Below are 13,569 nucleotides of genomic sequence, written 5' to 3' on the forward strand. Positions count from 1 at the left end.
ATGCCGCTTGCATATTTCATATCCAAGGGCATGAAGGTCGATTTTGCGAACAAAGAAAACCCGTTAACAAATTTGGGCCGACCCGGCCACCGGCGCCGCGCAGCGCCGCCAGTCCGCCCTCGTGCGCGGTCGATCCGAGCAGCCAGGCCTCGACCGAGGCACCCCGGCGGGCGAGCACGGCGCCGGCGTACAGGGCGTCGCCGCCGTTGTCGCCGGAGCCCACCAGGAGCACGACCCGGCGGCCGTAGATCCCGCCGAGCAACTCGATCACCGCCGTGGCGACGCCGTACGCCGCCCGCTGCATCAACGCCCCGGACGCGAGGTCCGGGTGGGCCGCCTCAGCGGCACGAATCTGCTCGACCGTGTGCGCGAACCTCACCCCGCCAGCCTCTCAGAAGCCCCCACTCGGCGGGAGCGAAAGCCCTACTCGGCGGGCGGGGAGGCCCTTCTCGACGTCAGACGTTCTGGGGGAAGCCGAGGTTGATGCCTCCGTGCGACGGGTCGAGCCACCGGGAGGTGACGGCCTTCTCGCGGGTGAAGAAGTCGACGCCGTGGGTGCCGTAGGCCTTGGTGTCGCCGAAGAGCGAGGCCTTCCAGCCGCCGAAGGAGTGGTAGGCGACCGGGACCGGGATCGGGACGTTGATGCCGACCATGCCGACCTCGACCTCGCGCTGGAAGCGCCGGGCGGCGCCGCCGTCGTTGGTGAAGATGGCCGTGCCGTTGCCGAAGGCGCCGGAGTTGATCAGCTCCAGCCCCTCCTCGTACCCGGAGACGCGGACCACGGAGAGGACCGGGCCGAAGATCTCCTCGGTGTAGACCTTCGACGTCGTCGGGACGCGGTCGATGAGGGTCGGGCTGAGCCAGAAGCCCTCCTCGGGGCCGTCGACCTCGCCACCGCGGCCGTCGACGAGCACGTCGGCGCCGTCCTCGACGGCGAGCTCGATGTAGGAGGCGACCTTGTCGCGGTGCTGGCCGGTGATGAGCGGGCCCATGTCGCAGCCCTTGCGCCCGTCGCCGATCTTCAGCGACGCCATCCGCGAGCGGATCTTCTCGATGAGCGGGTCGGCGACCGAGTCGACGGCGACGATGACCGAGATCGCCATGCAGCGCTCGCCGGCCGAGCCGAAGCCGGCGTTGACCGCCGAGTCGGCGACCAGGTCGAGGTCGGCGTCGGGCAGCACCAGCATGTGGTTCTTGGCGCCACCGAGCGCCTGGACGCGCTTGCCGTTGCGGGTGCCGGTCTCATAGACGTACTGCGCGATCGGCGTGGAGCCGACGAAGGAGATCGAGGCCACGTCGGGCGACTCGAGGAGGGCGTCGACCGCCTCCTTGTCGCCGTGGACGACGTTGAAGACGCCGTCGGGCAGACCGGCCTCCTTCCACAGCTCGGCGATCCAGTTGACCGCCGAGGGGTCCTTCTCCGACGGCTTCACGACGACGGTGTTGCCGGTGGCGATCGCGATCGGGAAGAACCACATCGGGACCATGGCCGGGAAGTTGAACGGGCTGATGATGCCGACCACGCCGAGCGGCTGGCGGACCGAGTAGACGTCGACGCCGGTCGAGACCTGGTCGGACATGGCGCCCTTCTGCAGGTGCGCGATGCCGCACGCGAACTCGACGACCTCGAGGCCGCGCGCGATCTCGCCGCCGGCGTCGGAGAGCACCTTGCCGTGCTCGGAGGTGAGGATGAGCGCGAGCTCGTCCTTGCGGGCGTTGAGCAGCTCGCGGAAGGCGAAGAGCACCTGGGTGCGCTTGGCGATCGAGGCCTGCGACCAGTCCGCGAAGGCCTTCTTGGCGGTCTCGATGGCGGCGTCGACGTCGGAGGCGCTGGCGAGGCGGACCTGCTTGGTCACCGTGCCGAGCGCGGGGTCGTAGACGTCGCCGAGGCGGGTTCCGGTGCCGGGCGTGTAGGCGCCACCGACCCAGTGGTCAACGGTAGGGAGAGACATGGGAGCTGCTTTCTGGAGGTGCTGGAGGGTGGAGCTAGAGAGTGGAGAGGACGTCGTCGATGATCGCGAGGCCCTGGTGGGCCTCCTCGTCGGTGACGACGCACGGCGGGACGACGTGGATGCGGTTCTCCTGCACGAACGGCAGGAGGTTGCGCTCCAGGAGCTTCGACTTGATGCCGGCCATGGTGGCCGCGTCCAGCGGGGCGCGGGCGGAGCGGTCGGAGACGAGCTCGATGGCGTGGAACACGCCGCTGCCGCGGACCTCCCCGACGACGTCGTACGTCGAGGCCATCTTCTCCAGCGCGGGCGCGATGACCTCGGCGCCGATCCGCTTGGCGTTCGCGACGATCCCCTCGGTCTCCATGGCGTCGAGCGCGGCGACGATCGAGGCCATCGCCAGGGGGTGGCCGCTGTAGGTGAGGCCGCCGGGGAAGACCCGCTCGTCGAAGAACTCCGAGATCCGCTCGGAGATGATGACGCCGCCGACCGGGACGTAGCCGGAGTTGACGCCCTTGGCGAAGGTGATCAGGTCGGGGGTGTAGCCGAAGGCGTCCAGCGCCAGCCACTCCCCCGTGCGGCCGAAGCCGGCCATGACCTCGTCGGTGATCAGGACGATCCCGAACTCGTCGCAGAGCGCGCGGACGCCCGCGAGGTAGCCCGGCGGCGGCATCAGGATGCCGGCGGTGCCCGGGATCGACTCGACCAGGAGCGCGGCGATGGTGGCGGGCCCCTCGGCCTCGATCACCCGGCGGAGGTGGTGGAGCGCGCGGACTGACTCCTCCTCGGGGGTGGTCGCCCAGAACTCCGAGCGGTAGAGGTAGGGGCCGAAGAAGTGCACGTGGCCCACGGCGTACTCGTTGCCGGCGGGGCGGCGCCAGTCGCCGGTCGCGACGATCGCCGCGCCGGTGTTGCCGTGGTAGGAGCGGTAGGTCGAGAGCACCTTGTCCCGGCCGGTGACGTGCCGGGCCATCCGGATGGCGTTCTCGTTGGCGTCCGCGCCGCCGTTGGTGAAGAACACCTTGGCGAACCCGGCGGGGGCCTTGGACAGGATCGCCTGCGCGGCGAGCCCGCGCTCGTGGTTGGCGGTGGCCGGGCCGATGGTGGCCAGCGCGGCGGCCTGCGCCTGGATCGCCTCGACCACGCGCGGGTGGCCGTAGCCGATGTTGACGTTGACCAGCTGCGAGGAGAAGTCGAGGAAGGTGCGGCCCTCGGCGTCCCAGACCTGAGAGCCCTGGCCGCCCGACACCACCAGAGGCTTCAGCGCCCCCTGGGCGGACCAGGAGTGGAAGACGTAGGCAGGGTCGAGGGCCAGGGTCTCAGCGTTGCTCATGGGACTATTCTCCACCCTCCGTGAGCTCGACGGTCTCGGGCGTGAAGTCGTCGCCCGTGACGTCGAGGCCCTCGGCCTTGAGGTCGGTCAGGGCCTGCGTGACGAAGGTCTGGTTGATCACCGAGTCGGCGGGCGCCGTGGTGATGAGCGGCTTGCCGCTGGCGGGGTCGATGACCGACTGCGACTCGCTCACGGTCCGCTTCCAGGCGTCGTCGTCGACCGTGCCGACGCCGGCCGAGGAGGGCCAGATGAGCTTGTTGATCTCGTTCATCATCCACAGCTCGTGGGTCGCCGGGTGCTGCGATCCGTGGGAGGCCGACATGGCGGCGCCGTCGGTGGGGTTGTCGCGGACGTAGATCCAGCCCTTGAGGCTCGCGGTGATGAAGGCCTGGACCACGTCGGGCTTGCTGGAGATCTCCTCGCCGGTGGTCCAGATGCCGTCCTCGAGCATGCCCGCGTCGTACTCGTTGGGGTCGAGGATGTTGAAGTCGTCCTTCGTGTAGAGCTCGCCGGTGTCGGGGTTCTTGGTCTCGAGCAGCTCGGCCAGCTCGTTGTAGGTCATCGCGGTGACGGCGTCGTAGCCGTCGTCGAAGAGGTTGGCCGCGGCGTCGCCCTCGGACTCGTACGCCGTGTCGGCCGGCGCCAGGCCACCGGCGCCCTGGAGCATGGCGAGCAGCTCCCACTGGTTGCCGTAGCCCCAGTTGACCCACTTCTTGCCCTTGAGGTCGGCCGGCTTCTCGATGCCCTTGTCCTTGAGCGAGACGATGAGGGGCGCGCTCTTCTGGAAGATCTGGGCCACGTTGACGAGGTCGAGGCCGCCCTCGATGTCGCCGAGCACCTTGGGCGCCCACGAGACGGCGAAGTCCGCCCCGCCGTCGGAGAGCACCTTCTGCGGGACGACGTCGGAGCCGCCCTCGAGGATGGTCACGTCGAGGCAGGCGTCCTTGTAGTAGCCCTCGTCGGCGGCCGCGTAGTAGCCGGCGAACTGGGCCTGGTTGTTCCACTGCAGCTGGAGCTTGACCGGCGTCATCGTCGAGCAGCTGCTGGCGCCGCCCGTCGTCGAGTCGCCCGAGGCGTCTGAGTCGTCCGAGCTGCCGCAGGCGGACAGCGAGATGGCTGCGAGCGCGACCGAGGCCGCCGATGCCATCACCTTGGTGAGGGGGGACTTCATGGTTTCTCCTGGTGGTGAGTCAGGCACTGGTGTGCCGGTTGAACCATCGCTCCATTGCGTAGGTGACGAGATAGAAGAACAACCCGAGGACGATGGAGCCGACGATCCCGGCCCAGGACAGCGCGTACTGACCGTTCTTCGCGTTCTCCGTGATGACGGCGGCCAGACCCTGACGGGGGCCGCCGACGTACTCGGCGACGAGCGCCGAGATGACGGCGAGGCTGGAGCCGATCCGGAGCCCGGTGAAGAGGTAGGGCAGTGCGGTGGGGAGCGTGACGGTGCGGATGGTGGTGACCGCCCGCGTGGAGTAGGCGTGCATCAGCTCGCGGTGCACGGGCTTGACCTGGCGCAGGCCGCGCAGCACGTTGACGTAGACCGGGACGCCGACGGCGATGGCGGCGATGAGGACGCGCCCGGTGTTGAATCGCTGGTTGAACATGCCGTTGAGCACCGGAGCGAGCGCGGCGATCGGGAGCACCGAGGCGGCGAGCACGATCGGCGCGAGCATCTCGCCGACGAACCGGAGCGCGTTGGAGACGAGTGCGGCGAGCAGGCCGACGACCGTGCCGAGCACGAGGCCGCGCAGCGCGTTCCAGCCGGTGTGCAGGGTGGCCGAGGTGATCAGCGAGTGCTGCTCGGCGAGCTCGGCGCGGATGTGGGCGGGCGAGGGGACGAAGTAGTCGGGGATGTCGAACGCCGAGGCCCACAGCTGCCAGAGCGCGAGCACCGCGACGCCCAGCAGGATGGGCGCTCCGACGAGGGTGGGGACCCTGACGTTGGCCGTGCTCACCGGCGTCCCCGCTCGATCGTGCGGCGCACAGCGGAGCAGGAGGGAGTGGGGTGGCTCATCGGTCCTCGACCCCGACGGGCTGGGGCGCGCCGCCGTGCAGCAGATGGCGTACGGCGGAGATGCCCGCGGCGAACTCGCCGGTGTCGCGGAAGCCCTCGTCACGGGTCCTGCCCGGACCCGGTCCCGTGGTGACGATGTCGACGATCCGCCCGGGGCGCGGGGACATCACGACGACCCGGTCGGAGAGGAAGACGGCCTCGGGGATCGAGTGGGTGACGAAGACGGTCGCGGCGCCGGTCTCCTTGGTGATCCGGACCAGCTCGGCCTGCATCCGCTCGCGGGTGATCTCGTCGAGGGCGCCGAACGGCTCGTCCATGAGCAGCAGCCGCGGCGACTCGGCGAGCGCGCGGGCGATCGCGACGCGCTGCTGCATGCCGCCGGAGAGCTGGTCGGGGAAGTGCTTGGCGAAGTCCGCGAGGCCGACCATCTCGAGCAGCTGGTCGACCCGGGCGCGGCGCTGCGCCCTGGCGACCTTGTGCACCTCCAGCGGCAGCCCGACGTTGTCGGCGACGGTGCGCCACGGCAGCAGCCCGGCCTGCTGGAAGGCGATGCCGTAGTCGTGGTCCAGGCGCGCCTGGCGGGCGCCCTTGCCGAAGACGGTGAGCGTGCCCGAGGTGGGAGCGTCGAGGTCGGCGATGAGCCTCAGCAGCGTGGACTTCCCGCAGCCCGACGGCCCGATGAGCGAGACGAACTCGCCCTCGGCGACCGACAGCTCGACGTCGGTGAGGGCGATGGTGCTGCTCTTCTTGGCCGTGAAGACGCGTCCGATCCCGGACGCGACGACCGCGCTGCTCGTCATGCTGTGTCCTTTCTGCGCGAGCACTGCGGTGCCTCGCTCCGCCGCACCTCGCTGGCGCTCGGCACGACTCCACGGGGGCTCCTCGCACTCACGCGGTCTCTCCTCTGCGATAGCGCCCGAGGGCGAGCCCGATGAGGCTGGTGAGCCCGACCGCCACCAGCCCGACGCCGACCGCGCCGATGACGGCCGTCCACGGCTTGCCGGCGCTGACGTCGGTGACGTTCTGGGAGTAGTAGGCGATCAGCCGGCCGATCCCCTGGCCCTGGCCGGTCGACATCTCCGAGATGATCGCGCCGACGACGGCGCTCGAGGCCGCGAGCCGGAAGGCCGGCAGGAGATAGGGGACGGCCGCCGGGAGCTGCAGCTTGACCAGCGTCTCGAGCGAGCCCACGCCGTACACGTGCATCAGCTCGAGCTGGCTGGCCTCGGTGGAGCGCAGGCCGCGCAGGCCGCCGACCGCGACCGGGAAGAACGCGAGGTAGGCGGCGATGACGACCATCGTCTGCTCGGCGCCCCAGGCCCAGCTGCCGGTGTGGAGGTACTTCCCCCAGCTCAGCGTCACCGGAGCGATGGCGACGAGCGGGATGGTCTGGCTGATGATCACCCAGGGGGACAGCGCGGCCTCCGCGAGCCGGCTGCGGCTCATCAGGATCGCGAGGCCGAGCCCGACCACGACGCCGATCAGCCAGCCGAGCGCGGCCAGCTTGAGCGAGAAGAAGGAGGCGTGCCAGACCTCGCTGCCGTAGGTGATGTCGGGGAGCAGCCGGTTGACCGGTTTGGTCAGCGTCTCGAACATCGTCCACACGTGCGGCATGAACTTGTCCTGGGTGCGCGGCAGCAGCACCGCGCCGGAGTCGCCGAGGGTGACGCCGGCGGCTGGCCCGACCGCCTTGTAGCCCTCCCAGGCCGCGACGAAGGCGAGGATGCCGAGGACCGCGAAGACGACCGCCCGTGCCCGCACCCACAGCCGCCCGCTCATCGCCCCGGAGATCATGACCGTGCGGTCACCGCCACGTTGACGGCGGGGATGACCTTGGTGCCGTAGGTCAGGAGGGTCTCGTCCTGGGCGTCGTGCTGGAGGTAGACGGCGAACTGGTCGACGCCGAGCTCCTTGAGCGCCTCGAGCTTTGCGACCTGCTCCTCGACCGTGCCGATGAGGCAGAAGCGCTCGACGATGTCGTCGGGGACGAACGAGGTGTGGGTGTTCCCCGCCCGGCCGTGCTCGTTGTAGTCGTAGCCCTCGCGACCCTTGATGTAGTCGGTCAGCGCCTGCGGGACGGTCCCCGAGTCGCCGTACTTGGCGACGATGTCGGCCACGTGGTTGCCGACCATGCCGCCGAACCAGCGGCACTGGTCGAGGGCGTGGGCGCGCTGCTCGGCGCTCCCGTCCGTGACGTACGCCGGCGCGGCGACGCAGAACGTGATGTCGTCGGGGTTGCGCCCGGCGGCCTCGGCGGCGTCGCGGACGGCCTTGATCATCCAGGCCGCGATGTCGAGGTCGGCCAGCTGCAGGATGAAGCCGTCCCCGACCTCGCCCGCGGCCTTGAGCGCGAGCGGGCCGTAGGCCGCGATCCACACCTCGAGCTCGGACCTCGACGCCCACGGGAACTGGAGCGTGGAGCCGTTGATCTCGACGGTGCGGCAGTTGGCGAGCTCGCGGATGACGTGGGTCGCCTGGCGCATCTCCTTGATCGTCGAGGGCTTGCCGTTGAGCACGCGGACCGCCGAGTCTCCGCGGCCGATGCCGCAGACGGTTCGGTTGCCGTACATCTCGTTGAGCGTGGCGAAGACGCTGGCCGTGACGGTCCAGTCCCGGGTGGCGGGGTTGGTGACGAAGGGGCCGACCTTGATCGTGTGCGTCTCCGCCAGGATCTGGCTGTAGATGACGTAGGGCTCCATCCACAGCAGGTGCGAGTCGAAGGTCCACACCATGTCGAAGCCGAGCTCCTCGGCGCGCTTGGAGAGCGCGACGGTGCGCCATGCGGGCGGGTTCGTCTGGAGGACGACACCGAACTGCAACGGGGTGCCCTCTCGGGTTGATCGACTGTTCAACGTGAGCCCTTCTCAGACGAGGTACTGGGTGAGGTCGCGCTTGAGGAACTTCCCGCGACCCTTCGTGCCGACGTACTCGCCGTTCTCGACGAGGACGGCGCCGCGGGAGATGGTCACGTCGACGTGACCGTCGATCTCGTAGCCCTCCCAGGCGGAGTGGTCCATGTTCATGTGGTGGGTCCGGCCCTCGCCGATGCCGATCGAGGTGTGCCCCTTCGGGTCGTAGACGACGATGTCGGCGTCGGCGCCCGGCTGGATGACGCCCTTCCTGCCGTAGAGGCCGAACATCCGCGCCGGCGTCGTGGAGATGATCTCGACCCAGCGCGGCAGCGTGATCCGGCCGTCGACGACGCCCTGGAAGAGCAGGTCGACCCGGTGCTCGATGGAGCCGATGCCGTTGGGGATCGCGCGGAAGTCGTCGATCCCGAGCGTCTTCTGGTCCTTCATGCAGAACGGGCAGTGGTCGGTGGAGACCATCTGCAGGTCGTTGGTCCGCAGGCCGTTCCACATGGCGTCGAGGTGGCCCTCCTCCTCGCTGCGCAGCGGGGTCGAGCAGACCCACTTGGCGCCCTCGAAGTCGCCCCACTCCTCACTGCTCGCACCGAGGTTCTTCTCCAGGCTGAGGTAGAGGTACTGCGGACAGGTCTCGGCGAAGACGTTCTGGCCCTTGTCGCGGGCGGCGGCGAGCTGCTCGACCGCCTGCTTGGCGCTGACGTGCACGACGTAGAGCGGCGCGTCGGTGAGGTTGGCCAGCATGATCGCGCGGTGCGTGGCCTCCTCCTCCATCTGCCACGCGCGGGCGATGCCGTGGAAGTACGGCGTCGTCTTGCCCGCCTCGGCGAGCTGGGCGGCCAGCACGTCGATGGCCGGGCCGTTCTCGGCGTGCATCATGGTGAGCAGGCCGGTCTCCTTGGCGACCTGCATCGCGCGGAGGATCTGGGCGTCGTCGGAGTAGAAGACGCCGGGGTAGGCCATGAAGAGCTTGTACGACGTGATCCCCTCGTCGATCAGGCCGTACATCGCCTTGAGCGACTCCTCGTCGACCCCGCCGATGATCTGGTGGAAGCCGTAGTCGATGTGCGCCTCGCCGGACGCCATCTCGTGCCACTTCGCGAGGCCGTCCTCGACGCGCTCGCCGTAGCGCTGCACGGCGAAGTCGATGACGCTCGTCGTGCCGCCCCACGCGGCCGCCCGGGTGCCGGTGTCGAAGTTGTCGCTCGCCTCGGTGCCGCCGAAGGGCAGGCTGAAGTGGGTGTGCGCGTCGATGCCGCCGGGGATGACGTACTTGCCGGTCGCGTCGATCGTCGTGTCGGCGGTGACGGCCCCGAGCAGCTGGGAGCCCGGCTCGAGCAGCGCGACGATCTTCTCGCCGTCGACGAGGACGTCGGCGACGGCGGTCCCGGTGGCGTTGACGACGGTGCCGCCGGTGATGAGAAGGGTGGTCATGAGGTGGCTCCGGGGGTTGCGATGTGGGTGTAGGTGCTGGGCCGGCGGTCGCGGTAGAACTGCCAGTCGTCGCGCATCTCCTGGACGAGGTCCAGGTCGAGGTCGCGGACGAGGAGCTCCTCCTCGGTGCCGGAGCCGCGCTCGCCGACGAAGTTGCCTCGGGGGTCGATGACGTTGGAGGTGCCGTAGAAGTCGACCGCCTCGTCGCCGTACTCGTTGTCCTCGCGGCCGACGCGGTTGGGCTGCAGCACGAAGTAGCCGTTGGCCACGGCGGCGGCCGGGCCCTCGACCTCCCAGAGCCGGTTGGAGAGGCCCGGCTTGGTGGCGTTGGGGTTGAACACGATGTGGGCGCCGCCCAGGCCGAGCTCGCGCCAGCCCTCGGGGAAGTGGCGGTCGTAGCAGATGTACATGCCGACCTTGCCGATCGCGGTCTCGAAGACGGGGAAGCCGAGGTTGCCCGGCTTGAAGTAGAACTTCTCCCAGAACTTCTCGACGTGCGGGATGTGGATCTTGCGGTACTTCCCGAGGATGGTGCCGTCGGCGTCGACCAGCACGGAGGTGTTGAAGTAGATTCCGGTCTCCGCCTCCTCGTAGATCGGGAGGACCATCACCTGGCCGAGCTCCTTCGCCAGGGCGGCGAAGCGCTGCACGATGGGGCCGTCGGCCGGCTCGGCGAACCGGTAGTACTTCTTGTCCTGGGTGATGCCGAAGTAGGGCCCGTAGAACAGCTCCTGGAAGCACATCACCTGCGCGCCCTGCGCGGCGGCGTCACGGGCGAACTGCTCGTGCCGGTCGAGCATGGACTCCTTGTCCCCGGTCCATTTCGTCTGCGAAATGGCGGCACGGACGATGGTCATGAAGCATTCACACCCTTCGAGAAACGATCGGTTCAGCCCTCTGGATTCTTTGATCCACGTGTTTCACCACCATCTCGCCAGATCACGCCCGGGTAAATAGATCGGACGGTCGACGTAACGCTGTGACACAGATCTCGTTGTGGAGTTCATCACATTCTGCCGGAGGTCTTCGTGCGCGCTGCGTCCACATCCGCCCTGCTGCTGGCCGGAGTGCTTGCCGCCACGACGTTGTCCACGTCGATCGCGCCGAGCGCCCGGGCCGCTGACAGCGATCCCTTCACAGTGCAGACCCTGCACTTCAAGGTGACGGTCGGGCCCGACGACGACCAGACGGTCGACGTGGTCGGGGACCTCTACACGCCGGCGTCCGCCACGGCTGACCACCCGGCCCCGGCGATCCTCACCACCAACGGGTTCGGCGGCTCGAAGGACGACCAGGCCGACATCGGCAGCCTGATGGCGAGTCGGGGCTACGTGGTGCTCAGCTACTCCGGGCTCGGCTTCGGCGGGTCCGGCGGCCAGATCACCCTCGACGATCCGGACTACGACGGCAAGGCGGCGAGCCAGCTGGTGAGCTTCCTCGGCGGGGCGGACGGCATCGCCTACACCGACAGCGCCCACACCGCCGCGAGCCCCGCGCTGCACAGCGTCCAGCTCGACGCGCGCGACCACGCCGGCGTGGCCCGGTCCGACGACCCACGGGTGGGCATGGTCGGAGGGTCCTACGGCGGCCAGATCCAGTTCGCCGCCGCGTCGGTGGACAAGCGGATCGACACGATCGTCCCGATCATCACCTGGCACGACCTGTCGTACTCGCTCGCGCCCAACAACACGTCGCAGACCGGCCCCGACACCGTCGCGACCAGCGTGTCGGGCGCGGCGAAGCTCTTCTGGGCGCTCGGCTTCTCCGCGCTCGGCGTCGCCGGCGGCGTGCAGCACGCCCAGGAGGATCCGACCCGGCTGTTCCCCTGCCCGAACTTCGCCACCTGGGTCTGCCCCGGCCTGGTCGTGGCGGGGACCGTCGGCACGCCGGACGCCACGACCGTCGAGCACCTGCGGCACGCATCGGTGGGCAGCTACGCGCCGAGCGTCACCATCCCGACCCTGCTGATCCAGGGCCAGGACGACACCCTGTTCAACCTCAACGAGGGGATCGCGAACTTCAAGACCCTGCGGGCCCAGGGCACGCCGGTGAAGATGATCTGGACCAAGTTCGGCCACTCCGGCGACGCGGCCCCGGGCGAGCTCAGCTGGACCGACGACCCGTCCGCGACGTATGTCACCGGCCGAATCGTGGACTGGTTCGACCACTACCTCGCGGACGAGCCCACCAGCACCGGGCCGCTCTTCGCCTTCTGGCGCGACTGGATCACCTACACGGGCAATGCCGCGCCGGCGTACCAGGTCTCGGCGACCTATCCGGTGTCGGCCGGCCGCACCTTCTACCTGTCCGGCGGGCTGCCGGCCGGCGGGGCGCTGGTCGACTCGCCGGCGGCCGTGACGGCGGGGACCTCGGCGCTGGTGACGCCGCCCGCCGGCCTGCCGACCTCGCTGGACCCGGCCGACGTGGTCGGCAGCCTGCTCCCCGCTCCGCTCGCCGAGCTGCCGAACGACGCTCCCGGAACCGCGGCGTCGTGGACCTCGGCGCCGTTGACCTCCGACCTGCAGGTCGCCGGCTCGCCGACCGCCACCCTGAGCGTCAGCGCCGGCCTCCCCTCGACGCCTGCGACGAGTCCGATCACCCTGTTCGTCAAGGTGCAGGACGTCGCGCCGGACGGCTCGGTCTCCTACATCCACAACTCCATCGCGCCGATCCGCGTCGACCCGAGCGCCGCGTTCACCGTGACCCTGCCGGCCTTCGTGCACGACTTCGCGGTCGGGCACTCCGTGCGGCTCGTCGTGGCCGGCGGCTCGCTCAACTACCGGGGCAACCTGGTCCCGGTGCCGGTCACCATCGCCGGCGGCACGGACCAGGTCCTCACCCTGCCCGCGATCGACCCGGCCAAGGTCGGCGCCGACTCGCTGGCGGCGGGGGACGACTGGTCCGCGGGCCGGGTCCCCGACGCCACCTCCACGACCTCCCCCACGTCGACCACGTCGACGACGGCTCCCGGCCAGGCGGGCACCGGTCCGCGCGCGCTGCGGATCGGGAAGCTGTTCAAGGTCAGCCTCGCCGGCCTCGCGGCGCACGCGCGCTACCGGATCTACCTCGGCTCGCGGCTGGTGCGCAGCGGACGGGTGCCGGCCGGCCGGAGCGCCGCCGTCCGCGTCCGCGTGCCGCGGAAGGCCAAGCCGGGCGCGAGCGTCCTCATCGTGAAGGCGGGCAAGCCCGGCAGGAAGCTGCGGGAGCGCTCGCGCACCGCCGTGCTGCTGACGCGGTAGCGCATGGCTCCCGCTCCGGCCGGAGCGCGTTCCGTGGTGTCCGCACCCAGGCCCGGGCGGCTGAGGGAAGCCTCTGCTTCGTTGAGGAATCGGCACCGAACCGCAATGGTTGAGGCACACAGACCCACCGGGAAGGACACCACCATGACCACCGAGACCCCCACCGAGACCACGAGCGCCGCGACCTCCACCGAGGTGCCCTCCGACTTCTCGATCGCCGCTGACATCGCCGCCGGCGTCGCGCAGTTCCTCGCCCCCGTCGTCCACGACCTCGAGGCGCTGGTCGTCAACGGCAAGCAGGCGCACTGGCACGTGCGCGGCGGCAGCTTCGTCGGCATCCACGAGCTGCTCGACGACGTCGTCGAGCACGCGCAGGAGTTCGCCGACCTGGCCGCCGAGCGGATCGTCGCCCTCGGCCTCCCGATCGACTCCCGCCTGGAGACCGTCGCCGCGAAGTCGACGCTGCCCAAGCTCGCCGACGGCTTCCAGCCGTGGCAGGAGTCGGCCGCCGCCGTGGTCGGCCTGATCGACGCCGCGCTCGTCACCGTGCGCGCCGCCGTCACCGGCCTCGACGACCTCGATCTCAGCAGCCAGGACGTCGCGATCGAGATCGAGCGCGGCCTGACCAAGGACCGCTGGCTGCTCCAGGCGCACATCGCCGTCTGAGTCGCTCCGCGCCGGTGCCGGGCCGCGCCGGTGCCGCGCCGGTGCCGCGCCGCGCGGGGGCTAC

12 protein-coding genes are annotated in these 13,569 nt (G+C 70.0%); 2 read left to right on the forward strand and 10 right to left on the reverse strand.

Annotated elements, in window-relative coordinates; translation table 11 throughout:
- Positions 1 to 16: 16 nt before the first annotated feature.
- The 10 genes from QM572_RS04900 to QM572_RS04945 form a co-directional block, all read right to left on the reverse strand.
- Entirely contained in the window at positions 17 to 379 is a 363-nt protein-coding gene (locus tag QM572_RS04900; protein ID WP_415090637.1) for an NAD(P)H-hydrate epimerase, read from the reverse strand.
- A gap of 76 nt (positions 380 to 455) precedes the next feature.
- The gene (locus QM572_RS04905) at positions 456 to 1,952 is read right to left on the reverse strand and encodes a CoA-acylating methylmalonate-semialdehyde dehydrogenase (protein WP_415090639.1); all 1,497 of its coding nucleotides are present in this window, start codon (positions 1,950 to 1,952) and stop codon (positions 456 to 458) included.
- 34 nt (positions 1,953 to 1,986) lie between these two features.
- A complete protein-coding gene (locus QM572_RS04910) occupies positions 1,987 to 3,282 on the reverse strand; it encodes an aspartate aminotransferase family protein (protein ID WP_415090641.1) in 1,296 nt (431 codons plus the stop codon).
- Positions 3,283 to 3,286: 4 nt separating this feature from the next.
- A complete protein-coding gene (locus QM572_RS04915; protein ID WP_415090643.1) occupies positions 3,287 to 4,453 on the reverse strand; it encodes an ABC transporter substrate-binding protein in 1,167 nt (388 codons plus the stop codon).
- Positions 4,454 to 4,472: 19 nt separating this feature from the next.
- Positions 4,473 to 5,243: an ABC transporter permease gene (locus QM572_RS04920; protein WP_415090646.1), complete on the reverse strand. Its 771-nt coding sequence runs from the start codon at positions 5,241 to 5,243 to the stop codon at positions 4,473 to 4,475.
- Between the two features lie 55 nt (positions 5,244 to 5,298).
- Entirely contained in the window at positions 5,299 to 6,102 is an 804-nt protein-coding gene (locus QM572_RS04925; protein ID WP_415090648.1) for an ABC transporter ATP-binding protein, read from the reverse strand.
- A gap of 88 nt (positions 6,103 to 6,190) precedes the next feature.
- Complete coding sequence (locus QM572_RS04930) at positions 6,191 to 7,081, reverse strand: ABC transporter permease (protein ID WP_415090651.1); 891 nt, start codon at positions 7,079 to 7,081, stop codon at positions 6,191 to 6,193.
- An 11-nt stretch (positions 7,082 to 7,092) separates the two neighbouring features.
- Positions 7,093 to 8,121, reverse strand: coding sequence for a TIGR03842 family LLM class F420-dependent oxidoreductase (locus QM572_RS04935; RefSeq protein WP_415090653.1), 1,029 nt, complete (start codon positions 8,119 to 8,121; stop codon positions 7,093 to 7,095).
- A gap of 45 nt (positions 8,122 to 8,166) precedes the next feature.
- Positions 8,167 to 9,600, reverse strand: coding sequence for a dihydropyrimidinase (gene hydA / locus QM572_RS04940; RefSeq protein ID WP_415090655.1), 1,434 nt, complete (start codon positions 9,598 to 9,600; stop codon positions 8,167 to 8,169).
- Positions 9,597 to 10,457 carry a nitrilase-related carbon-nitrogen hydrolase gene (locus QM572_RS04945; protein WP_415090657.1) on the reverse strand — a complete coding sequence of 287 codons (861 nt, stop codon included), beginning with the start codon at positions 10,455 to 10,457 and terminating at the stop codon, positions 9,597 to 9,599. The genes hydA and QM572_RS04945 overlap by 4 nt, the downstream gene beginning before the upstream one ends.
- Positions 10,458 to 10,628: 171 nt before the next feature.
- On the opposite strand from QM572_RS04945, the gene QM572_RS04950 reads away from it, so the two are divergent.
- A complete protein-coding gene (locus QM572_RS04950) occupies positions 10,629 to 12,839 on the forward strand; it encodes a CocE/NonD family hydrolase (RefSeq protein ID WP_415090659.1) in 2,211 nt (736 codons plus the stop codon).
- Positions 12,840 to 12,983: 144 nt separating this feature from the next.
- Entirely contained in the window at positions 12,984 to 13,505 is a 522-nt protein-coding gene (locus tag QM572_RS04955; RefSeq protein WP_415090661.1) for a Dps family protein, read from the forward strand.
- Positions 13,506 to 13,569 lie beyond the last annotated feature (64 nt).

It is taken from the genome of Nocardioides sp. (genome assembly GCF_047607365.1).
GTDB lineage: Bacteria > Actinomycetota > Actinomycetes > Propionibacteriales > Nocardioidaceae > Nocardioides.

Coding starts and splice junctions, on each gene's coding strand:
- QM572_RS04905 (WP_415090639.1), bottom strand. CDS start 1,952: ATGTCTCTCCCTACCGTTGACCACTGGGTCGGTGGCGCCTACACGCCC.
- QM572_RS04910 (WP_415090641.1), bottom strand. CDS start 3,282: ATGAGCAACGCTGAGACCCTGGCCCTCGACCCTGCCTACGTCTTCCAC.
- QM572_RS04915 (WP_415090643.1), bottom strand. CDS start 4,453: ATGAAGTCCCCCCTCACCAAGGTGATGGCATCGGCGGCCTCGGTCGCG.
- QM572_RS04925 (WP_415090648.1), bottom strand. CDS start 6,102: ATGACGAGCAGCGCGGTCGTCGCGTCCGGGATCGGACGCGTCTTCACG.
- QM572_RS04930 (WP_415090651.1), bottom strand. CDS start 7,081: ATGAGCGGGCGGCTGTGGGTGCGGGCACGGGCGGTCGTCTTCGCGGTC.
- hydA (WP_415090655.1), bottom strand. CDS start 9,600: ATGACCACCCTTCTCATCACCGGCGGCACCGTCGTCAACGCCACCGGG.
- QM572_RS04945 (WP_415090657.1), bottom strand. CDS start 10,457: ATGACCATCGTCCGTGCCGCCATTTCGCAGACGAAATGGACCGGGGAC.
- QM572_RS04955 (WP_415090661.1), top strand. CDS start 12,984: ATGACCACCGAGACCCCCACCGAGACCACGAGCGCCGCGACCTCCACC.